Annotated in this window: 19 protein-coding genes; 14 read left to right on the top strand and 5 right to left on the bottom strand. The window is 45.0% G+C overall.

Annotated elements, in window-relative coordinates; translation table 11 throughout:
• Positions 1-92: 92 nt before the first annotated feature.
• The 6 genes from clpP to L3V37_RS12535 all read left to right on the top strand — a co-directional run bounded on the left by clpP (position 93) and on the right by L3V37_RS12535 (position 7,617).
• On the top strand, positions 93-719 hold the full coding sequence (gene clpP, locus L3V37_RS12560; protein WP_005382347.1) for an ATP-dependent Clp endopeptidase proteolytic subunit ClpP: 627 nt from the start codon (positions 93-95) through the stop codon (positions 717-719).
• 70 nt (positions 720-789) lie between these two features.
• A complete protein-coding gene (clpX, locus tag L3V37_RS12555; RefSeq protein WP_005382345.1) occupies positions 790-2,070 on the top strand; it encodes an ATP-dependent protease ATP-binding subunit ClpX in 1,281 nt (426 codons plus the stop codon).
• Positions 2,071-2,200: 130 nt separating this feature from the next.
• Positions 2,201-4,552: an endopeptidase La gene (lon, locus tag L3V37_RS12550; protein WP_005382343.1), complete on the top strand. Its 2,352-nt coding sequence runs from the start codon at positions 2,201-2,203 to the stop codon at positions 4,550-4,552.
• 191 nt (positions 4,553-4,743) lie between these two features.
• Entirely contained in the window at positions 4,744-5,016 is a 273-nt protein-coding gene (locus L3V37_RS12545) for an HU family DNA-binding protein (protein ID WP_005382341.1), read from the top strand.
• A gap of 201 nt (positions 5,017-5,217) precedes the next feature.
• Positions 5,218-7,077 (top strand): peptidylprolyl isomerase, encoded by a 1,860-nt coding sequence (gene ppiD, locus L3V37_RS12540; RefSeq protein ID WP_137281804.1) that lies wholly within the window; start codon positions 5,218-5,220, stop codon positions 7,075-7,077.
• Between the two features lie 255 nt (positions 7,078-7,332).
• Complete coding sequence (locus L3V37_RS12535; RefSeq protein ID WP_031777211.1) at positions 7,333-7,617, top strand: helix-hairpin-helix domain-containing protein; 285 nt, start codon at positions 7,333-7,335, stop codon at positions 7,615-7,617.
• A gap of 98 nt (positions 7,618-7,715) precedes the next feature.
• Here L3V37_RS12535 and rrtA read toward each other — a convergent pair whose 3' ends face one another.
• The gene (gene rrtA, locus L3V37_RS12530; RefSeq protein WP_053350465.1) at positions 7,716-8,267 is read right to left on the bottom strand and encodes a rhombosortase; all 552 of its coding nucleotides are present in this window, start codon (positions 8,265-8,267) and stop codon (positions 7,716-7,718) included.
• Positions 8,268-8,270: 3 nt separating this feature from the next.
• Between rrtA and L3V37_RS12525 the strand changes: the two genes are divergently transcribed.
• The gene (locus L3V37_RS12525; protein ID WP_053350466.1) at positions 8,271-8,885 is read left to right on the top strand and encodes a tRNA-uridine aminocarboxypropyltransferase; all 615 of its coding nucleotides are present in this window, start codon (positions 8,271-8,273) and stop codon (positions 8,883-8,885) included.
• A gap of 6 nt (positions 8,886-8,891) precedes the next feature.
• Here L3V37_RS12525 and L3V37_RS12520 read toward each other — a convergent pair whose 3' ends face one another.
• From L3V37_RS12520 to L3V37_RS12510, 3 genes are all read right to left on the bottom strand, one after another.
• Complete coding sequence (locus tag L3V37_RS12520; protein WP_005384292.1) at positions 8,892-10,214, bottom strand: anti-phage deoxyguanosine triphosphatase; 1,323 nt, start codon at positions 10,212-10,214, stop codon at positions 8,892-8,894.
• A gap of 15 nt (positions 10,215-10,229) precedes the next feature.
• Positions 10,230-10,814, bottom strand: coding sequence for a 5'-deoxynucleotidase (gene yfbR / locus L3V37_RS12515; protein ID WP_017634778.1), 585 nt, complete (start codon positions 10,812-10,814; stop codon positions 10,230-10,232).
• A gap of 90 nt (positions 10,815-10,904) precedes the next feature.
• On the bottom strand, positions 10,905-12,119 hold the full coding sequence (locus tag L3V37_RS12510; RefSeq protein WP_005384283.1) for a pyridoxal phosphate-dependent aminotransferase: 1,215 nt from the start codon (positions 12,117-12,119) through the stop codon (positions 10,905-10,907).
• A 217-nt stretch (positions 12,120-12,336) separates the two neighbouring features.
• On the opposite strand from L3V37_RS12510, the gene L3V37_RS12505 reads away from it, so the two are divergent.
• The 7 genes from L3V37_RS12505 (at position 12,337) to L3V37_RS12475 (ending at position 19,848) form a co-directional block, all read left to right on the top strand.
• A complete protein-coding gene (locus L3V37_RS12505; protein WP_237306423.1) occupies positions 12,337-13,644 on the top strand; it encodes an isochorismate synthase MenF in 1,308 nt (435 codons plus the stop codon).
• On the top strand, positions 13,641-15,359 hold the full coding sequence (gene menD / locus L3V37_RS12500) for a 2-succinyl-5-enolpyruvyl-6-hydroxy-3-cyclohexene-1-carboxylic-acid synthase (protein WP_237306422.1): 1,719 nt from the start codon (positions 13,641-13,643) through the stop codon (positions 15,357-15,359). The genes L3V37_RS12505 and menD overlap by 4 nt, the downstream gene beginning before the upstream one ends.
• Positions 15,346-16,173 carry a 2-succinyl-6-hydroxy-2,4-cyclohexadiene-1-carboxylate synthase gene (gene menH, locus L3V37_RS12495; protein ID WP_237306421.1) on the top strand — a complete coding sequence of 276 codons (828 nt, stop codon included), beginning with the start codon at positions 15,346-15,348 and terminating at the stop codon, positions 16,171-16,173. Before menD ends, menH begins: the two co-directional genes overlap by 14 nt.
• Positions 16,166-17,032, top strand: coding sequence for a 1,4-dihydroxy-2-naphthoyl-CoA synthase (menB, locus tag L3V37_RS12490; protein ID WP_005382318.1), 867 nt, complete (start codon positions 16,166-16,168; stop codon positions 17,030-17,032). Before menH ends, menB begins: the two co-directional genes overlap by 8 nt.
• Positions 17,033-17,157: 125 nt before the next feature.
• A complete protein-coding gene (gene menC / locus L3V37_RS12485) occupies positions 17,158-18,147 on the top strand; it encodes an o-succinylbenzoate synthase (protein WP_237306420.1) in 990 nt (329 codons plus the stop codon).
• Positions 18,132-19,559 (top strand): o-succinylbenzoate--CoA ligase, encoded by a 1,428-nt coding sequence (menE, locus tag L3V37_RS12480; protein ID WP_237306419.1) that lies wholly within the window; start codon positions 18,132-18,134, stop codon positions 19,557-19,559. Before menC ends, menE begins: the two co-directional genes overlap by 16 nt.
• Before the next feature lie 100 nt (positions 19,560-19,659).
• Positions 19,660-19,848: a hypothetical protein gene (locus L3V37_RS12475; protein ID WP_017634658.1), complete on the top strand. Its 189-nt coding sequence runs from the start codon at positions 19,660-19,662 to the stop codon at positions 19,846-19,848.
• Here the strand turns inward: L3V37_RS12475 and L3V37_RS12470 are convergent.
• Positions 19,845-20,774, bottom strand: coding sequence for a YeiH family protein (locus tag L3V37_RS12470; protein WP_237306417.1), 930 nt, complete (start codon positions 20,772-20,774; stop codon positions 19,845-19,847). The genes L3V37_RS12475 and L3V37_RS12470 overlap by 4 nt on opposite strands.
• Positions 20,775-20,841: the final 67 nt, after the last annotated feature.

The following is a 20,841-nucleotide window of genomic DNA, read 5'->3' as shown; positions in this document are numbered from 1 at the left end:
GCGTAGAAGGTTGACTTAACGTTAACTATTCTGCTAACAATGGTCCGTATGATAGTCATCATCCGGGCCATTTATTTTAGGGACATAAGAATATGAGCTACCAAGAAAAAAATGCAATGTCGCCAATTATGGACGCGCTAGTACCAATGGTGGTTGAACAAACTTCCCGAGGCGAACGCTCTTACGACATCTACTCACGTCTGCTTAAAGAGCGCGTGATTTTTTTAACGGGTCAAGTGGAAGACCACATGGCAAACCTTGTCGTGGCTCAGCTACTTTTCCTAGAATCTGAAAATCCAGATAAAGATATTTTCCTATACATCAACTCGCCAGGCGGCAGCGTAACAGCTGGTATGTCTATTTACGATACCATGCAGTTCATTAAGCCAAATGTCAGCACTGTGTGTATGGGTCAAGCATGTTCAATGGGTGCCTTCCTGCTTGCAGGTGGTGCGCCAGGTAAGCGTTACGTACTGCCTAACTCTCGTGTAATGATCCACCAACCATTGGGTGGTTTCCAGGGTCAAGCTTCTGATATCCAAATCCATGCTCAGGAAATCCTGACGATTAAACAGAAGCTAAACAAGTTGTTAGCAGAACATACAGGCCAACCTCTTGAAGTCATTGAGCGCGATACTGATCGTGATAACTTCATGTCATCAGAGCAGGCTGTGGAATACGGTATCGTGGATGCAGTGTTAAGCCACCGTGGCGAGTAATTTGCCAGCGCATTTTGGCAAAAATTGATATACACTCATTCATGAAGAGTAAAGGCTAAGAGGTTAGCGAATGACAGATAAAAGCAAAGAAAGTGGCAGCGGTAAATTGCTGTACTGTTCTTTCTGCGGCAAAAGTCAGCACGAAGTTCGCAAGCTAATCGCAGGTCCGTCAGTGTACATTTGCGACGAGTGTGTCGACTTATGTAACGATATTATTCGCGAAGAAATCAAGGATGTTCTCCCTAAGAAAGAATCTGAAGCGTTACCAACGCCAAAACAGATCCGTGAACACCTTGATGACTATGTGATCGGGCAAGATTACGCGAAAAAAGTGCTCGCAGTTGCGGTATATAACCACTACAAGCGTTTACGCAATGGTGATACAACGAGCGAGGGTGTGGAGCTTGGTAAGAGTAACATCCTTCTAATTGGTCCTACAGGTAGCGGTAAAACACTACTTGCGGAGACATTAGCTCGATTCTTGGATGTGCCATTTACAATGGCAGACGCGACGACACTAACCGAAGCCGGTTACGTAGGTGAAGACGTTGAAAACATCATCCAAAAGCTTCTGCAAAAATGTGATTACGATGTAGCTAAAGCGGAACGCGGCATCGTTTACATTGATGAAATTGATAAGATTTCACGCAAAGCTGAAAACCCATCTATTACGCGTGACGTATCTGGTGAAGGTGTTCAGCAGGCGCTACTAAAACTTATCGAAGGTACGGTTGCATCGGTTCCACCTCAAGGTGGTCGTAAGCATCCTCAGCAAGAATTCCTACAAGTGGACACATCTAAGATCCTGTTCATTTGTGGTGGTGCTTTTGCTGGCTTAGACAAGGTGATTGAGCAGCGTGTTGCAACAGGTACAGGTATTGGCTTTGGTGCTGAAGTTCGTTCGAAGAATGAATCGAAGACGGTAGGTGAGCTATTTACTCAAGTTGAACCTGAAGACTTAGTGAAGTACGGCCTCATTCCAGAATTCATTGGTCGTCTACCTGTAACAACAACACTGACTGAGCTTGATGAAGAAGCGTTGATTCAGATCCTATGTGAACCGAAGAACGCACTGACCAAGCAATATGCAGCATTGTTTGAGCTAGAAAACGCCGAACTTGAATTCCGTGAAGATGCGCTGCGCGCTATCGCGAAAAAAGCAATGGAGCGTAAAACAGGTGCTCGTGGCTTACGCTCGATTCTTGAAGGCGTGCTACTTGAAACCATGTACGAATTACCATCTGCAACAGACGTTAGTAAAGTCGTGATTGATGAGTCCGTCATTAATGGCGAGTCAGAGCCACTGCTTATTTACAGTAACGCAGACAATCAGGCAGCTGGAGCAGAGTAAATTCAGCCATAATGAAAAAGGAGGTAAGTAATTACCTCCTTTTTTTATTTCTCTTATTGAATCCAAACAATTAGCCCCCATATACTGCCTTAAGTAATACGTTAAACGTGAAAGCGGAAGAGAGAATTATATGAACTTGGAACGTTCCGAGCGTATCGAGATCCCGGTACTACCTCTACGTGACGTAGTGGTCTACCCACACATGGTTATTCCATTGTTTGTTGGTCGTGAGAAATCGATTAGCTGTCTAGAAACGGCGATGGAAACCAACAAACAAGTTCTTCTTGTGGCACAAAAGCAAGCGGATACTGACGAGCCTACGGTTGACGACCTATTTGACGTAGGTACGGTAGCCACCATTCTCCAGCTCTTGAAGCTTCCGGATGGCACAGTAAAAGTATTGGTCGAAGGCCAGCAGCGAGCAAAAATCAATCACTTTAAAGAGAGTGACTTTTTCCTAGCGGAAGCTGAATTTGTTGTTACGCCAGAATTGGATGAGCGTGAGCAAGAAGTGATTGTTCGCAGCGCGATTAATCAGTTTGAAGGGTTCATTAAGCTAAACAAGAAGATTCCACCAGAAGTGCTAACGTCACTTAATGGTATCGACGAAGCTGCACGCTTAGCGGATACCATTGCGGCTCATATGCCGTTGAAGTTGGTGGATAAGCAGCAAGTGCTTGAAATTGTTGACGTCACTGAGCGTCTGGAATTCCTGATGGGCCAGATGGAATCAGAGATCGACTTGCTGCAAGTTGAAAAACGAATTCGTGGTCGCGTTAAAAAGCAAATGGAAAAATCTCAGCGTGAGTACTATCTGAATGAGCAAATGAAAGCGATTCAGAAAGAACTTGGTGAGATGGAAGACGCACCAGACGAGTTCGAAACGCTACAGAAGAAGATTGACGAATCAAAAATGCCTCAAGAGGCACGTGAAAAGACAGAGCAAGAGCTGCAAAAGCTTAAGATGATGTCTCCAATGTCTGCTGAAGCAACAGTGGTTCGTAGCTACATCGATTGGATGGTCAGCGTTCCTTGGGCTAAGCGCTCAAAAGTTAAGAAAAACTTAGCGAAAGCAGAAGAGGTTCTTAATGAAGATCACTACGGTCTAGAACGCGTCAAAGAACGTATCCTTGAATACCTGGCGGTTCAAAACCGTATCAACAAGCTAAAAGGTCCTATCCTTTGTCTTGTTGGTCCTCCTGGTGTCGGTAAAACATCTCTTGGTCGTTCAATTGCTTCAGCTACAGGCCGTAAGTATGTTCGTATGGCGTTGGGTGGTGTGCGTGATGAAGCGGAAATTCGTGGTCATCGTCGTACTTATATCGGCTCATTACCAGGTAAATTGATCCAGAAGATGTCGAAGGTTGGTGTGAAGAACCCGCTGTTCTTATTGGATGAAATCGACAAAATGTCTTCAGATATGCGTGGTGATCCGGCATCGGCTCTACTAGAGGTTCTGGATCCTGAGCAGAATAACTCGTTCAACGATCACTACCTAGAAGTGGATTACGATCTTTCTGACGTTATGTTTGTTGCGACATCGAACTCGATGAACATCCCGGGTCCGTTGTTAGACCGTATGGAAGTTATTCGTTTATCTGGTTACACCGAAGACGAGAAGCTGAACATTGCAAAACGTCACCTTGTTGATAAACAGGTGAAGCGTAATGGCTTGAAAGCGGATGAGATCGTCATTGAAGATTCTGCGATTATTGGCATCATTCGTTACTACACGCGTGAAGCGGGTGTCCGTAACTTAGAGCGTGAGATTTCTAAGATCTGCCGTAAAGCGGTGAAGAACATCTTGTTGGATAAGGACATCAAGTCAGTAACGGTAACGATGGACAACCTAAAAGAGTACCTAGGTGTTCAACGTTTCGATTACGGTAAAGCGGATGAAAGTAACCGAATTGGTCAAGTAACTGGCCTAGCTTGGACAGAGGTGGGTGGCGATCTGTTAACGATTGAAACTCAATCAATGCCAGGTAAAGGTAAGCTGACACAAACGGGTTCTCTTGGTGATGTGATGCAAGAGTCTATCCAAGCAGCAATGACAGTGGTTCGCTCTCGTGCAGAAAAGCTAGGTATCAATACTGACTTCTACGAGAAGAAAGATATTCACGTACACGTCCCGGAAGGCGCGACACCAAAAGATGGTCCAAGTGCGGGTACAGCAATGTGTACAGCATTGGTTTCTTCTCTGACAGGCAACCCTGTGAAAGCAGAAGTAGCGATGACGGGTGAAATCACACTGCGTGGTGAGGTTCTACCTATCGGCGGCTTAAAAGAGAAGTTACTTGCGGCACACCGTGGTGGTATTAAGACAGTGCTAATTCCAAAAGATAACGAGCGTGATTTGGAAGAGATTCCTGATAATGTTATCGCTGATCTGGAAGTTATCCCTGTACAGTGGATTGATGAAGTACTGAAAGTCGCACTAGAGCGAGACCCGACGGGCGTTGAGTTTGAGTCTCAAAAATAGTGATGTGTAGCAAAAATAAGTAAAAGTTTACGCTGATAAGCCCAAAAAGGCTTGTCAGCGTTTTTTTTGGGCGCTAAGTTAGTTTCGATAGCTGCCAGCCCTTGATGAATAAGGGGTGGAGCATATTTTCTTAACAATGGAACGAAAGTCATCACAAAAATAATCACAGATGACACAAAGGGGAAATTACAGTGAATAAAACTCAGTTAGTAGAACAAATCGCAGAAAATGCAGATATTTCTAAAGCGTCAGCGGGTCGTGCTCTAGATGCATTCATCGAAGCAGTAAGCGGAACTCTTCAATCTGGTGATCAAGTCGCTCTAGTTGGCTTTGGTACATTCAGCGTTCGTACTCGTGCTGCACGTACTGGTCGTAACCCAAAAACTGGTGAAGAAATCCAAATCGCAGAAGCAAAAGTACCAGCTTTCAAAGCTGGTAAAGCACTGAAAGACGCTTGTAACTAATCACGGCGTTATTTCTGTAACCGGCCATTTGCTTAACTTTTGCTCAAACAATAAGTTTCGAACAAAAATTTACAAACTTCGAGCCGAACTTTCTTAAATTATGCGCATCATACTGATGCGCATTTCTTTTTCTGATATTATTGCGCCATTATTTCTATTAGATAGAAGCAGTAGGCTTCAATTGTGGAGAGCAGTTAAATTATGATGGATCGACTACGCGAAGGCGTGAATAGCATCGCGGTCAAAATTATCCTTGGGCTTATCATCCTGTCTTTCGTATTTGCAGGAGTAGGTAGCTACATCGTTGGTGGTAGCAACAACTCTGCAGCGAAAGTCGGTAACACTGAGATTCCTCGTGGTGAGTTCGAGATGGCATACCAAAATGAGCGTAACCGTATGCAAGCTCAGTTGGGTGACTACTTCTCTCAAATGCTGGCTGACCCTGCATATGTTGAATCTTTCCGCAAATCCGTTTTAGATCGAATGATCAATGACGTGTTGCTTGACCAACAAGCTGAAGCTTTGGGTCTGCGAATCAGCGACACTCAAGTGCGTAGCATGATTCTAGACATGCCTCAGTTCCAATCTAATGGTCAGTTTGATCAAGAGATCTATCAAGCTTCTTTGCGTCGTGCAGGCTTTTCGCCAGACTCTTTTGCTGAGTACATGCGTCGTGAATTGGTTCGTGAGCAACTGCTGAATGCGCTACAAAACAGTGAATTTATTCTGCCGGGTGAAGTACAAGCAGAAGGCAAGCTGTTCACTCAAACTCGTGATATTCGCACGATTCAGATCGACTTAGCGGAGTTTGCGAAAAATATTGAATTGACCGACGAAGAAATTCAAGAGTACTACAAAGCAAACCCAGACAACTTTACACGTCCAGAGCAGGTTAAAGTCTCTTACATCGAACTGTCAGCTGAAGCGCTAAAGGAACAAGTTAATGTTTCTGATGCTGAGGTGAAAAAGTACTACGACGAGCACTTAAACAAATACTCTTCAGAAGAGCAACGCCGTGTCGCTCACATTCTTGTAGAAGGGGACGATGAAGCAAAAGCGCAAGCTATCCTAGATGAGCTAAACGCGGGTGCAGACTTTGCGACGCTTGCTCAAGATAAATCTGACGATTTTGGCAGCGCTGAAAACGGTGGTGACTTAGGTTGGATCGAGCGTGATGTGATGGACCCTGCTTTTGAAGAAGCGGCATTCGCACTGAAGAATCCTGGCGATACGTCGGGTCTAGTAAAGTCGGACTTTGGCTATCACATTATCAAGCTTGAAGAGCTGAAAGATTCTGTGGCGAAGCCATTTGAAGAAGTCGCTGCTGAAATCAAACAAGAGATGGTTGACCAACAAGCTATCGATCAATTCTACGAGTTGCAAAATGAGCTTGAGCGCGTAGCGTTTGAATACCCAGACTCATTGTATGATGCTTCTCAAGCGGTTAACCAAGAAGTGAAGACAACAGACTTTATTTCTCAGGTTGATGCACCTGAAGTGCTTCGTAGCCCTGCGGTAATGCAAGCTATCCTAAGCCCTGAAGTTAAAGAAGATGGCCTAAACTCTGAAGCTATCGAAGTTGCGCCTGAGCATATTATCGTTGTTCGTGTTGAAGATGCGCGTGACGAGACAGTTCTTCCACTAGAAGAAGTGAAAGATCAGGTTGTTGCAGAGCTATCTCGTGTTAAAGGTGAGCAAGAAGCGATGGAGCTTGGAACACAAGTCGTTGCGGCATTGAAAGAAGGTAAGACGAACGTGCTTGCTGAAAACAATCTTGCCTTTGGTGAACAAGAGACAGTAGATCGTCGTTCTCCGTTGGCAACAACGGTATTCGCGATGGCAAAACCAGTCGATGGTAAACCAGTATATGGTCAGTCTAAAGATCTTGAAGGTAACATCATTATCATCGAGCTTGATGCTGTAAACGCAGAGCTAGATAGTGAGTTAGAAGATCAAGTTGCGATGCAAATGCAGCGTGCATCTTCTCAGCAAGATTTATCATCTGTACTAGCCGTACTGCGTGCAAATACTGACATTGAGTACTTTGTTGTGAGCAACTAAGCACAATTAGTGTAATTTGTATGTTGAATAAAACGGACCGCACAAGCGGTCCGTTTTATTTTTGTCTTTATGAACTTCAATCATCAATAGGCATTACTTAAATTAGTGCGCGTTTAAGTGATAGCGGCCGTTGTGAATTCCGGGTCATATCAGTTTGTTAAATGCATAACCATATTGCTTTCCATTGCAAACTTGATAGTGACTCGCTCTCGACGACTGTTTTTAGCCTACTATTTTGGAGATTGTATGTTCAATATGAAATGGATTTTGACATTGTGCTTATTTGTTTTTGCACCTTTTAGCATGGCTGCGGATTCAGCCACTGACAAATATGAAGGAATTGAAATTACTGTAAATATCAACACGGCCACTGCTGAAGAAATTGCGACCATGTTGAAAGGTATAGGTGAGAAGAAAGCGCAGAGTATAGTGGACTACCGCGAGGAACATGGCCCTTTTAAAACGGCAGCAGATTTGAAGAGCGTAAAAGGCATAGGTGAAGCGACAGTTAAGAAAAACGAAGACCGCATTTTACTGTAGCTTGATGTATTGCAGATATTGAGTCTGAATTCAGAACAATATCTGTTTCCCTATTACTGCTTTCCCGAACCAGCCCCTCTTTCGTGGTTCGGGATTTTTTATCCGAATAAACGACGGCGAAGGCCTTTTTCCATTAAAGCCATTACTAACCCACCGAGTGCGCCAAACATATGAGCATCAATAGCAACGTTTGCACCGATAAGCTCAGCAGTACTGCTGGATGGGCCATAGACCTGCTCCCATGCTACTTTGGCGATTAGCCCTCCGACTAACAACACACTGCTTCTTCTGTTTTCAAAGACTTCTCTGAGCGCCCAAAATCCAAACAATCCGTGTAATACGCCGGATAAACCCACGTATACCGACATGTTGGTAAACAAATTCAGCGCACCAACACATGCACATAAGATTGAAAAAACGATAAGGAAGTTACGAGTGCTTGGGCGAAAAATAAAAGTAATGATCCACAATCCGGCGAGGTTCATTCCTAAGTGCGCAAAGTTGGTATGTGTGAGATTTCCTGTTACGATTCGCCACCATTCACCATGGCGTATATTGTAGCTGTGCCACTCGGTTAGGTTTGCCATTGGTTCAAATTGAAGTATCAAACAGATCACGCTGATAATACTCAGCAAGGTATAAAGGTTCACTCTATGTCTCGTTATTGTTCTCGTTGTGGAAAATCGCAAAAAGCGTGTATTTGCCAATGGATTGTACCGCTGGCAAGCGAGGTAGAACTTATCATTCTTCAGCACACGAGTGAAGAACATCGTCCGCTTGGTACTGCACGGATTCTCAATTTGAGTTTAGATAACTGTATTTGTTTGATAGGAGAGGACTTTTCTTGTGATGATGTCTTAAATCACTTATTAGCGGATGAGTCATATCAACATTTTGTTCTTTACCCATCAGAAGAGTCACGATGCATTTCTGAAATCACTCAAGCGAGTCATAGTGTATCTAAGAAAATACGTTTGATTTTGCTCGATGGTACGTGGAAAAAAGCGTACAAAATGTGGCAACTCTCAAGCAACTTACATCCACTCCCAACCGTGCAGTTGCCTAAGCAACTACAAGGGCACTACACCATTCGTAAGGCGCCCTCTGAGAATAGCTTATCGACAGTCGAGGCTGGTTATCATTCGCTTCGCTTGCTTGAACCCGAGCGCGACTTTACACCGCTTATGCATGCCTTTGAAAATATGATCGAATTCCAAATTGCCCAGATGCCTCCGGGCGTTTTTGAAAAGAATTACTTGAAAGGTTGAGTGTTACTAAAGAACGATGGAAGAGAAAAGTTGGCGGTGTAGCTTTTGCGCGTGACCATCGGTCATTGCAGAAATATAATCGGCGATGACCCTCATTTTATTGCTCTCGCTCTTCGCCTGACACCACAGATCTTTTGTATGAACGGGTAGTAATCGCTCTGGGTCTGCTGTTAACGCTTCAAAAATATCCATAATAATTTGCTGACCCTTATACTCAACGATCTGGACCTGCGGGACTTGGATAACGAAGGTGCTGACAAAGTGCTTGAGTACGTCAAGTGCACGTGCCATCTGTGGTTCTAAACACGCATTCCAAGACAGTAACGGGTTATTAAACGGCTCATCCACCGCTTTGATTGAAATGCTGGTCAGTAGCGCGTTAACCATACCACCGATGGCATCTTTCCGCTCATGGTGCTTCCCGCTAAATAGCATCTGCCCGATGGAATCGATATGAGCTTCAAACCACGGGTCACCACAGTCCGCTAATTGACTTGCTGCGCCTTCTTGCCATTGCTGACGTGTCACCATACCAAGTACGATTGCATCTTCTAAATCATGAACACCGTAGGCGATATCATCTGCTAGCTCCATGATTGAGCAATCGAGTGATTTAAAACGCGTTTTACTGTGCTCAAACTCCGATTCTGGCGTTGAACGCATCAGACTAAGCAATGCCTTGTCGTTGTCAGAAAGCGGTGCAATTACCCAATCAAATAAGTCTTTATCACAATCATAAATGCCTTTAGCTGGGCTCCAATCTTTTGCTTTTAGTTTACGTTGATGCTCGGCTGGTTGAGGCAACTTGACGGAGCGTGTTTGACTAATGAGGGCAGGGTACTTAATCAAACCAAGCAGTGTGCGGCGTGATAAATTCATTCCGAAATGCTCAGTATAAGGCTCTAACTTAGTGACGATACGAAAGGTTTGGGCGTTCCCCTCGAAGCCGCCATGTTCGCGCATTACGTAGTTTAGAGCGACTTCTCCCCCATGACCGTATGGAGGATGCCCGATGTCGTGAGCCAAACATAATGAATCAATTAAGCTGTCTGATGGTAATAGATCACGGAACTCTGGCTGTTTTTTCTTTAACTGGGCGACGATACCGGTTCCGAGTTGCGACGCTTCTAAGGAGTGTGTTAACCGACTGCGGTGAAAGTCTTCCAAGCTATTGCCGTGTACTTGGGTTTTTGCTTGTAGGCGTCGAAATGCAGCCGAGTGAAGAATGCGCGCTCGGTCTCGTTGGTACGGGCTCCGATGGTCGTCTCGACGGATTTTATGCTCATCATCATGGCGCTCTTGCCATTGCGGGTGTAATTCAAACGACACGATTATCTCCGTAAGCTAACTGATTTCATCTAACGATAATTCGAAACTTGGGGCAAAGGTATTGAGAAAGTAATCCATTTCAGGCGTTCTGCGTTCTTGCAAAGTGACGTCTAAGCGTTTTTTTGCCAGAGCGAACTCATGGTTGCCGGCGCTTAGTTCTTCAAGACATTTTAAATAGGCACAGATGGAATCGGCTTGCTTAACGATTTTTGCGTCCTCTTCGTGTGCAGAGTGAGAAAGAAGATAGGGGGCAAAATCATCGTGGAACTCTTCCGGTAACATTGAGAGTAATTTTTGTTCCGCTGCCGATTCTATCTTCTTATATTCTTTGGCAATTTCAGGGTTGTAATACTTCACTGGAGTTGGAAGATCACCCGTTAATACTTCACTGGAATCATGGTACATGGCAAGAATAGCGATGCGTTCTGGATTAAGGTTGCCGCCGAACTTTTTGTTTTTAATTAGGGCAAGGGCATGAGCGACAAAAGCAACTTGTAAGCTATGCTCTGAAACGTTTTCTGGTGAGACGGACCGCATTAAAGGCCAGCGTTGGATCAGCTTCATTCGAGCCAGGTGGGCGAAAAAATGGCTTTCTTTCATGGCTTTCTCCGTTTCTGGTGTAAAAAAGGAACTCACTAGGAGTTCCTCTAAGCATATGAGAGATCAGCACTAATTACTACCAGTGATTCATTACTGGCTGTAGGTTGATAGGAATCTTTCAAAACGTCCAATGGCGATTTCTAGATCTTCAACGTGCGGTAGTGTCACGATGCGGAAGTGGTCTGGTTTTGGCCAGTTAAAACCGGAACCTTGCACCAGTAAGACCTTCTCTTGTTTTAAGAAATCTAAAACCATCTGCTGATCGTTCTTGATGTTGTACATTTTAGTGTCGATTTTCGGGAAGAGGTACATCGCACCCTTAGGTTTGACACAAGAAACGCCAGGAATCTGATTGATCAGTTCATACGCTCGGTTGCGCTGCTCTAATAAGCGTCCGCCAGGTAAAATCAGTTCATTGATACTCTGGTATCCACCTAACGCGGTTTGAATGGCATGTTGCATTGGTACGTTTGCACATAAACGCATCGATGAAAGCAGCTCCAAGCCATTCACGTACCCTTGAGCCAGATGTTTAGGCCCCGTTAGGAACATCCAGCCACCACGGAAACCACAAACACGGTAGGCTTTTGAAAGGCCATTGAATGTCATGACTAGCACGTCTTCAGTGAGTGTGGCGACTGAGGTATGTGTTGCACCGTCGTACAACACTTTGTCGTAGATCTCATCTGCGAAAATGATCAGTTTGTGCTGGCGTGCTATCTCAATCACTTCAAGTAGGAAGTCACGGCTGTATACCGCACCTGTCGGGTTGTTCGGGTTGATCAGAACAATGCCACGTGTCTTTGGTGTGATTTTCTTTTTGATGTCTTCAAGGTCTGGGTACCAGTCAGCCTCTTCATCACATAGGTAATGAACCGGCTTACCACCAGATAGTGCAACTGAAGCTGTCCATAACGGATAGTCTGGTGCTGGGATCAGCATTTCGTCGCCATTGTTTAATAGCGCTTGCATGGCCATTACGATCAACTCAGACACGCCGTTACCTACATACACATCTTCGACATCTAGCGAGCGTATACCTTTACGCTGATAGTGTTGGACCACAGCTTTACGAGCAGAGTAAATACCTTTGGAATCACAATAGCCTTGAGAAGTCGGCAGATTACGAATCACGTCGACTAAAATCTCATCAGGGGCGTCAAAACCAAATGGGGCAGGGTTACCAATGTTTAGCTTTAGGATTTTATGCCCTTCTTCCTCCATGCGCTTAGCATGTTTGAGTACAGGACCCCTAATGTCGTAGCAGACATTGTCGAGTTTTGACGACATCCCGATATTTTGCATTGTTTAATTCCTAAAAATTCGTTAATTTCTTTATTAAAATACAATAATTTGTTTTTTATTAGAATATATATCTGTAAATAATCTGTCTGCTGGTTAAGTTTTGCTCGCTTGCTATCACAGGATTTTGCAAAAGATCGCATACGACCTTGATTTGCTTTGGGTCTAAACTTAGAGTAGCCGTCAGTTACCATTTATCCTCACATACAACGAGGTTGATTTGTCACAGTTCCATCAAGCCGTAAAGAAAATTATCGAGCGAGTTCAGCAATCGGAAGGCAATCAAACACGTCTGGTCGAGCCCCTTAGCGAGAAACCTAATTTCTCATTTATTGATTGGCTTGATGCACAACCACTTTTCCCTAAGTTTTATTGGCAGTCCCGCGATACACGTGAAGAGGTCGTTGCACTAGGGCAATTGCACGCTTTTGTTGAGCCAGGTCCTGCTTATACCATTCTAGGTGAAGGGCAAAGAGTCTGGGGCGGGCGCTCTTTTGATGGACAGCATGAGAAGAATCGTCGCTGTATGCCTTCTTTTTTCTTTTTGCCTCAAATTGAGTTAATTCGTTTTGACCGACAGTGGTCTCTCGCAGTTAATATTTCAGAAGACAAAGCGCGAACTCTAGCTGGGTTGAATAAACTGGTTTGTGAGGTCGCGACCTTGGCTCCAATTTCGTCTCACATCCGCTCTATTGTTCATACGCCAAGTCAGCCTCAATGGAATGAGTTAGTTCATAAGGTTCTGACTGGTATAGAGAATGATGATTTTAAGAAAGTGGTTTTAGCGCGTCGCTCTACCGTGCAGCTTGATAACACATTAAGTGCTGCACAGCTACTTAAAGCAAGTTACTTAAATAACCATCATAGCTTCCATTTCATGCTGAGCTTAGACAGTAAGCACAGTTTTATGGGGTCTACGCCAGAACGTTTGTATTCTCGCGTAGGGCATGAGCTACATACCGAAGCGTTAGCAGGTACGATTGGTCGGGGAGACAATGCCACTCAAGATATGGAGTTGGCGAATTGGTTATCCCAAGACCAAAAGAACCTCAACGAAAACCAGTATGTGGTGGACGACATCATTGACCGTCTATCACCGCATTCTGAAATGGTTGAAGTGGAAGCTGAACCGAGTTTGGTCAGACTACGAAAAGTGCAGCACCTTAAGCGAAATATTCACGCTAGTCTAAGAGCGGGGATAAATGGTGTTCAGTTGTTATCGGCGCTTCAGCCAACAGCGGCGGTTGCTGGCTTACCCCGACAAGAGTCCATGCAGTTTATTCTTGATAATGAGCCCTTTGCACGCGGCTGGTACGCGGGGTCAATGGGTTATATAAGCCATGAACGAGCAGAGTTTTGTGTCGCAATCAGAAGCGCGCTTGTGCTCGGTGATCAAGTACAACTGTTTGCGGGCGCAGGGATTGTGCCTGGTTCTGTGGCAGAACATGAGTGGGCAGAACTTGATAAGAAAATGTCGACGTTACTTACGCTGATTTCTGATCATCCGCCATTGGGAGTCGCATCATGAGTCATGACCAAGCGGTGCTCAATCGAGTTTGGTCAGAAACCATATTGATTGAGCTTCAGCGATTTGGCGTTAAGCATGTTTGTATCGCTCCCGGATCTCGTTCTACGCCTTTAACTTTAGAAGCGGCAGAACAGTCCGACTTTTCCATTCATACTCATTTTGATGAGCGTGGACTGGGCTTTATGGCTCTTGGTTTAGCGAAAGCGACTCAGGAGCCAGTGGCAATTATCGTTACCTCTGGTACGGCAGTGGCGAACCTATTACCGTCGGTTGCCGAAGCCAAACTTACTGGTGAAAAACTGGTGCTGCTGACAGCAGATCGTCCAGTAGAACTTGTCGGCTGTGGTGCAAACCAAGCGATAAATCAATTGGGTATTTTTTCACATCATGTTTCGGCCAGTTTGAATTTACCAAGCCCAAATTTAGCAACGTCGCTTAACTGGTTGCTGACCTCTGTTGACGAAGTGATGTTTACTCAGAAATTGCAGGGTAGTGCTGTTCATATTAATTGTGCATTTCCAGAGCCTTTGTATTCCAACGGCGCAAAAGCGGATTATCAAACCTACTTAGATTCGGTCGCCGGATGGCGAAAAGGAAGCGGCACTTATACTCAGCGTTTTAGCCATTTGTCACAGGCGAACATCCCGTCTTGCTCAGACAAAAAAGGGTTGGTTGTGATTGGCAGCTTACCGCTTGAACAAGCGCAGTCGGCGCAGGCGTTTGCACAAAAAATGGGATGGCCGGTACTTGCAGACCCGCAAAGTGGTCTCAGTTCGGATTGGGCGCATTACGATGTATGGCTTCAACTTCCCGAGTTCGTAAACGAGCTTGAGTCTTGTGAACTTATTATCCAATTTGGTAGCCGAATCATCTCAAAACGTTTGAATCATTGGATTGATAAACAAGTTTCGCAGAGTCAACAAGATAAAGACGTTCAGTATTGGTATGTCTCACCTTGTATGGACCGGAATAACCAAAATCATCTGGCGCAAATGCACTGGGTTGAGCCTCCTCAAACGTGGGTTTCTCGCATTAGCTTTGAGAAGTCAATATTTGCTGGGTGGGCTGATAGGTTAGCGAATGACGTTAAGCGAGTTCATCAACGTATCGAAGAAGCCTTCCTATCTGATTCAGCGTCTGCCGTTGACGAAATTGCGTTGGCAGCAGACATCAACGAGCGCACAAAGAACGTAGATGTTTTCTTGGGTAATAGCTTGTTTGTTCGGCTTGTTGATATGTACGGAAAATTGGATGGTGTAGAGGTTTTCACTAATCGAGGCGCGTCAGGGATTGACGGTTTGTTTGCTACGGCATCAGGCGTGCAACGGGCAAGAGGTAATCCGTTATTGGTGTATATTGGTGACACAGCAGCACTTTATGATCTCAATTCTCTGGCGCTATTTTCTCACAATAAACTGCCGGCGGTACTTGTTGTTACTAATAATGACGGCGGTGCGATTTTTGATATGTTGCCAGTACCACCAGAGCGCAGGACGACATATTATCAAATGCCTCATGGTTATCAGTTTGAACACGCGGCAAAGCAGTTTGGTTTGGCGTATTTGCATGTTTCTACACTGGAGCAATTCCAATCATCTGTAAAAGAGAATTTATGTCACCGCCAAGGAACGTTGCTGGTCGAGGTTCAAACCCCATCTAACCAAGCTGCTGAGACACTCAAGGCATTTAATAAGAGTCTGAATGCTTTACTTTGAACGTTTCCCTGTATTAGAAAAACACCAAAGTAGAACGTTGCCCACTTTGGTGTTTTTGCATGGCTTACTCGGTAGCGGTGCCGATTGGCTCGCGTGTTTAAATGCATTACCCGAATATGAGCGTGTTACGGTTGACCTTCCTGGTCATGGGCATAGCCAATCTATTTCTTGCTGCGATCTGAATGATTGCTGCAAATTACTCAATTCCACACTATCTTTATTATTTCCCTCACAACAACCACTTATTTTGATTGGTTACTCTATGGGCGGCCGCATTACGATGCATGGTATTGCCCATCAATGCTTTCCAGATCTCAATATTGCGGGCGCGATTGTTGAAGGGGGAAACTTCGGGCTTCAAACTGAGTCAGAGAAACAGGTGAGATTAGAGAATGATGCTCGCTGGGCAATGCGTTTCAAAACTGAACCACTTGAACGTGTTTTGAACGATTGGTACCAACAAGCGGTGTTTTCTTCACTAAACCATGAGCAAAGACAAACATTCATTGCGAAGCGAAGTGATAATCTTGGCTCAGCGGTGGCGAATATGTTGATGGCGACATCGTTAGCCAAACAGGCATATTTGTTGCCCTCACTGCAAAAGCAGAACATACCAGTGTATTACTTGTGCGGTGAGAAAGACCAAAAATTTAGCCAACTGGCACAACGTAGCGGGTTGGCGTATCGACAAGTTGAAGGCGCTGGTCATAACGTCCATCAAGAGCAGCCCAAACAGTTTGCGATACATACCAAGCAAATAATTCAGTCTCACTTTGGTGAGAGTAACGAGAACAATGGGAATCACCATGGCTAAAACAGTAGGCATTTCTGAAGAAGAACTTTACGCTCCGGTTCAATGGAAAGATTGCGGCGAGAAATACGAGGACATTCATTACCATAAGTCTGAAGATGGTATCGCGAAAATCACCATTGCGCGTCCTCAAGTGCGTAACGCGTTTCGTCCTCAAACGGTAAAAGAGATGATTGATGCGTTGGCAGATGCGCGTTACGACTCTGGTGTTGGCGTGATCATTCTGACAGGTCTAGGTGAAGACGCATTCTGTTCTGGCGGCGACCAGAAGATCCGTGGCGACTACGGCGGCTATAAAGACGACCAAGGTACGCACCACCTAAACGTATTGGACTTCCAACGTGATATTCGTACTTGTCCAAAACCAGTGATCGCATCTGTAGCTGGTTGGGCTGTGGGCGGTGGTCATGTTCTGCACATGATGTGTGACCTAACGATTGCAGCTGACAACGCTCAATTTGGTCAAACAGGCCCTAAAGTGGGTTCATTTGATGGTGGTTGGGGGGCATCTTACATGGCTCGCATCGTAGGCCAAAAGAAAGCTCGCGAAATTTGGTTCCTATGTCGTTTCTACAATGCTCAAGAAGCGGTAGACATGGGCCTAGTAAACACAGTTGTACCACTAGCGGATCTAGAGAAAGAAACCGTTCGTTGGTGTCGTGAAGTACTACAACACAGCCCAATGGCATTGCGCTGCCTGAAAGCTGCATTAAACGCAGATTGTGATGGTCAAGCGGGTCTGCAAGAGTTAGCGGGTAACGCAACGATGATGTTCTACATGACAGATGAAGGCCAAGAAGGTCGTAATGCCTTTAACGAGAAGCGTCGCCCAGACTTCGATAAATTCCCTCGCAACCCATAATCCGTCTAAATGAGGAGCGTGTTAGCTCCTCTGTTCCTTTTTTCCTGAGCGCCTCGCCCTCTGGGAGGCTGGTGGGATTGCTCGTCAGAACGCTCAAATATACGGCATTACATAGGACTTGAATTATGCGTGAAGCGAAAATTTATCGTTATAGCTTGCCCATGGATAGTGGTGTCATCCTACGTGACAACAAGCTAACCGAACGTGTTGGTTATGTTGTTGCGCTTTCCGAAGATGGTAAAACAGGGCTTGGAGAAGTCGCTCCTCTTCCTGGTTTTAGCTTAGAGAGCGCCGAAGATGCGGGTGTTCAGCTACAAGAACAGGCGGAGCGTTGGGTTGCAGAGTTGGATGTGGATTATACCAATATGTACCCGTCGGTTGCGTTTGGTTTATCGATGGCACAGCTTGAATTAGCTGGTGGCTTACCACAACAAGGTAAATACCAAACAGCGCCACTATGCACTGGCGACCCAGATGAGCTCATTCCAAAGCTGAACGAAATGGAAGGTGAGAAAGTCGCTAAGGTGAAAGTTGGACTTTATGAGCCAATTCGCGATGGCATGCTTGTGAACCTTTTTCTTGAATCAATCCCTCAATTAACGCTTCGACTTGATGCAAACCGCGCTTGGACACCAGAAAAAGCGCAGCAGTTTGCTAAATACATTACTCCGTCTTTGCGTCAGCGCATTACCTTTTTGGAAGAGCCGTGCCGCTCTCCTGGCGATAGTCTCTCTTTTGCGATTAATACTGGTATTGCTATCGCTTGGGATGAAACATTGCAAGATGCGGTTCGTCGTGAAGATTTCCGTCTTGAAGATCTAACTGGTGTGAAAACGATCATCATCAAACCCACACTCATTGGTTCAGTGGATTTTTGTATTACACTGATAGAGAAAGCGAAGTCACTAGGGATGAAAGCAGTGATTAGCTCGAGCATTGAATCCAGTCTCGGTTTAACTCAATTAGCGCGCTTTGCCCAATGGCAGCTGCCTGATGAAGTTCCAGGTTTGGATACGATTGGCTTATTCAAAGCTCAGCTAGAGCAGGGCTGGCCTAAGTGTGAACTTCCCGTACTTCCTCTAAAAGACCAGGAGATTGTGTGGCATTCTGCGTAGACAATATTGCGAAGGCACCATGGAAATATTGGGCTCAAACGAGCCCTTTTTCTATTGCACTCAAGACATCAACAGAAGTATTAAACTGGCAACAACTCTCGAAGCGTATTGACCAATACACTCACTATTTGAATGACTTGGGTGTAACTCGGGGGGATGTGCTGACTTTGGTTGGCAAGAACCAAGTAGAAACACTGTTGTTTTATCTTGCCTCCAAACAGTTAGGTGCGCTCGCTGCGCTGACCATGGAACAACCACTAGATAAGTTGCAGGGTAAGCTTGCTACACTTTACAGGCCTGATCAAACTCGGTTTATCTGGTTTTCTCAGGAGTGCGCTTCGACCTTTTCTGAACATGATATACAAAAACTCAAGGCAACATTGCTTTCACCGCTTGTAGTATCACCGCAAGAGAGTGATTCGTTGACTGAAGATAGCTATCATCACGACCGGCTCGCTTCAGTAGTATTTACTTCTGGCTCTACAGGGGAGCCTAAAGCTGTGGTTCATACACATCGACAGCATCTTGCGTCTGCAGAGGGCTTGTTGCAGGAGTTCATTTTCACTCAGCAAGATACTTGGCTATTATCGCTTCCGCTGTATCACGTCTCTGGATTGGCGATTGTCTATCGTTGGCTATATGTCGGAGCAACACTAAAAGTCGGTTCAGGGAAACTTGTTGATGATGTTCAGGGTGTATCACACGCTTCTTTGGTTGCGACTCAGCTCAAACGGTTATTGGATGATGATGCACATTTGTCATTGACACATGTGCTACTTGGCGGCAGCCACGTTGATCACGAGTTGGCACTACGAGCAACAGGGAAAGGCATTGAGACATGGTTAGGTTATGGGATGACGGAGGCGGCCTCTACCGTTACCGCAAAGAGAATTGACAGCACCAGTAATGCTGGACATGTATTGAAGCACCGTAAGATAAAATTAGTTGACCAACGCATTTTTGTTGGCGGTAAGACATTAGCGGCAGGGTATTTCCATCAAGGACATGTTACCCCATTTCTGGATGAGAAAGGCTGGTTTGACAGCAAAGATCTTGGCGAGTGGCAAGGTGATGAATTAAAGATAATCGGCCGTGCCGACAATCAGTTTATCTCTGGTGGTGAGAATATCCATTGTGAAGAGATTGAAGCCGCTTTGAACCAAATTGATGGTGTAGTGCAGAGTATAGTGGTTCCAGTCGAAGACGCGGAGTTTGGTCATAGACCAGTAGCTGTGATTCAGACCAATGGATTGCGCAGCAAATCGGAGTATGACCAGCATTTGCAATCAAAATTAGAGAAGTTTAAATGGCCAGTGGAATACCACGTAATGCCACAAACTCTACTAGAAGGTGGGATCAAAATTTCGCGTAAGGCCGTGAAAGAGTGGCTGCTGTCATCACTTCAGCATTAGTCAATTTTGCTATGTATTAGTCATAAAGAGAATTTCGTATCCTTATAACTCTGAATCATAATTATGCTTCTTCGTGGAGAGAAAATGCATAAGGTTCAGGATGGCAAAGCTAGTTTTAATTGCGGCAGTAGCACTACAAATTGGTATCGCGATAAGTAGTGAAGGGCTAGCCCGCTCTCTTGCAGAGCTAACGGCATTTTTGATCGCTATTGCGTTGGTCGTTATATACAAAAATAGCAAACGGGAAATTCCGTCCCCTCAACGCGATAAGCAGACCACCAATATCTAAAACAGTAACCAACTTAGAGAAGTGGTCGAAATTAACACCCACAGAGTCACACCAAACAACAGTGGCTTAGCTCCAGCAGACTTTAGTTTTGAAATTGAAATGCTACAACCTATCAAGAACAGACATACAACCAACGCTTGCTTTGCTCCAATGAAAATGCCGTGATAGACCATTTCAAATTGAGGAAAGAAGTCGCTAAACGCGATAGCTGCACAGTACCAAAAAATGAAATAAGGGATAGCTAGTTTTTTCTTTCCATTCTCTTTTTGGCCTCTTGAAAAGATGACGGCACTGATCAAAGCAACAGGAATGATCCATAAAGCGCGCGCGAGTTTCAATGTTGTTGCCGTCGTTAGTGCTTCTTCCCCATAGGCCGAGGCAGCCCCGACAACAGAAGATGTGTCATGAATGGCAATCGCAGCCCATGTGCCAAACGTGTGTTGATCTAGCCCTAAAGCATGTCCAATCACAGGAAACACAAAGAGTGCAATGGAGTTGAGGACAAATACCGTTGCCAGTGCTAATCCAATTTGCTCGTCTTTCGCTTTAATCGCCGGTGCCACAGCAGCAATTGCGCTACCACCACAAATTGCAGTACCTGATGAGATTAAGTAAGCGGTTACTCGCTCCAATTTAATTACCCTGGCAATGAGAGTGCCCATGATCAGTGTGCCTGTAATAGTGGCGAAGATCAGGCCGATACCATCCGATGTGACTGCAAGTGCTTGCTCAAAGTTGATGCCAAAGCCTAAGCCAATAATCGAGTAAGACAGCAGCTTTTTAGTAAAAGAAGCGATGGGCAGCTCGGAAGGCACAAAACCAAAACTTGCGAGTAGAAAACCGATAACTAGAGCAATAGGAGAGGAGGCAAGGGGGGTTAAACAAAAAAGTAACGCCAACCCAAACAGGAGGTAGTTTCTATTCAAGGTTTTTATTCGCTGTTGTGAATGAAAGGGAGAGTATATCGCACTGGGTGTGGTCAGTTTGTCTTAA

The organism is Vibrio sp. D54 (assembly GCF_021728075.1).
Lineage (GTDB): Bacteria > Pseudomonadota > Gammaproteobacteria > Enterobacterales > Vibrionaceae > Vibrio > Vibrio alginolyticus.
The sequence above is the reverse complement of the archived record's forward strand: the minus strand, read 5'-3'. Positions and strand labels throughout refer to the sequence as shown.

What these genes read in the sequence shown, in the direction of transcription:
- ppiD (WP_137281804.1), top strand. Translation starts at nt 5,218, where the DNA reads ATGATGGATCGACTACGCGAAGGCGTGAATAGCATCGCGGTCAAAATT.
- L3V37_RS12475 (WP_017634658.1), top strand. Translation starts at nt 19,660, where the DNA reads ATGGCAAAGCTAGTTTTAATTGCGGCAGTAGCACTACAAATTGGTATC.
- clpP (WP_005382347.1), top strand. Translation starts at nt 93, where the DNA reads ATGAGCTACCAAGAAAAAAATGCAATGTCGCCAATTATGGACGCGCTA.
- yfbR (WP_017634778.1), bottom strand. Translation starts at nt 10,814, where the DNA reads ATGAAAGAAAGCCATTTTTTCGCCCACCTGGCTCGAATGAAGCTGATC.
- menH (WP_237306421.1), top strand. Translation starts at nt 15,346, where the DNA reads ATGCTTTACTTTGAACGTTTCCCTGTATTAGAAAAACACCAAAGTAGA.
- L3V37_RS12510 (WP_005384283.1), bottom strand. Translation starts at nt 12,119, where the DNA reads ATGCAAAATATCGGGATGTCGTCAAAACTCGACAATGTCTGCTACGAC.
- menC (WP_237306420.1), top strand. Translation starts at nt 17,158, where the DNA reads ATGCGTGAAGCGAAAATTTATCGTTATAGCTTGCCCATGGATAGTGGT.
- L3V37_RS12525 (WP_053350466.1), top strand. Translation starts at nt 8,271, where the DNA reads ATGTCTCGTTATTGTTCTCGTTGTGGAAAATCGCAAAAAGCGTGTATT.
- L3V37_RS12535 (WP_031777211.1), top strand. Translation starts at nt 7,333, where the DNA reads ATGAAATGGATTTTGACATTGTGCTTATTTGTTTTTGCACCTTTTAGC.
- clpX (WP_005382345.1), top strand. Translation starts at nt 790, where the DNA reads ATGACAGATAAAAGCAAAGAAAGTGGCAGCGGTAAATTGCTGTACTGT.
- menD (WP_237306422.1), top strand. Translation starts at nt 13,641, where the DNA reads ATGAGTCATGACCAAGCGGTGCTCAATCGAGTTTGGTCAGAAACCATA.
- lon (WP_005382343.1), top strand. Translation starts at nt 2,201, where the DNA reads ATGAACTTGGAACGTTCCGAGCGTATCGAGATCCCGGTACTACCTCTA.
- menB (WP_005382318.1), top strand. Translation starts at nt 16,166, where the DNA reads ATGGCTAAAACAGTAGGCATTTCTGAAGAAGAACTTTACGCTCCGGTT.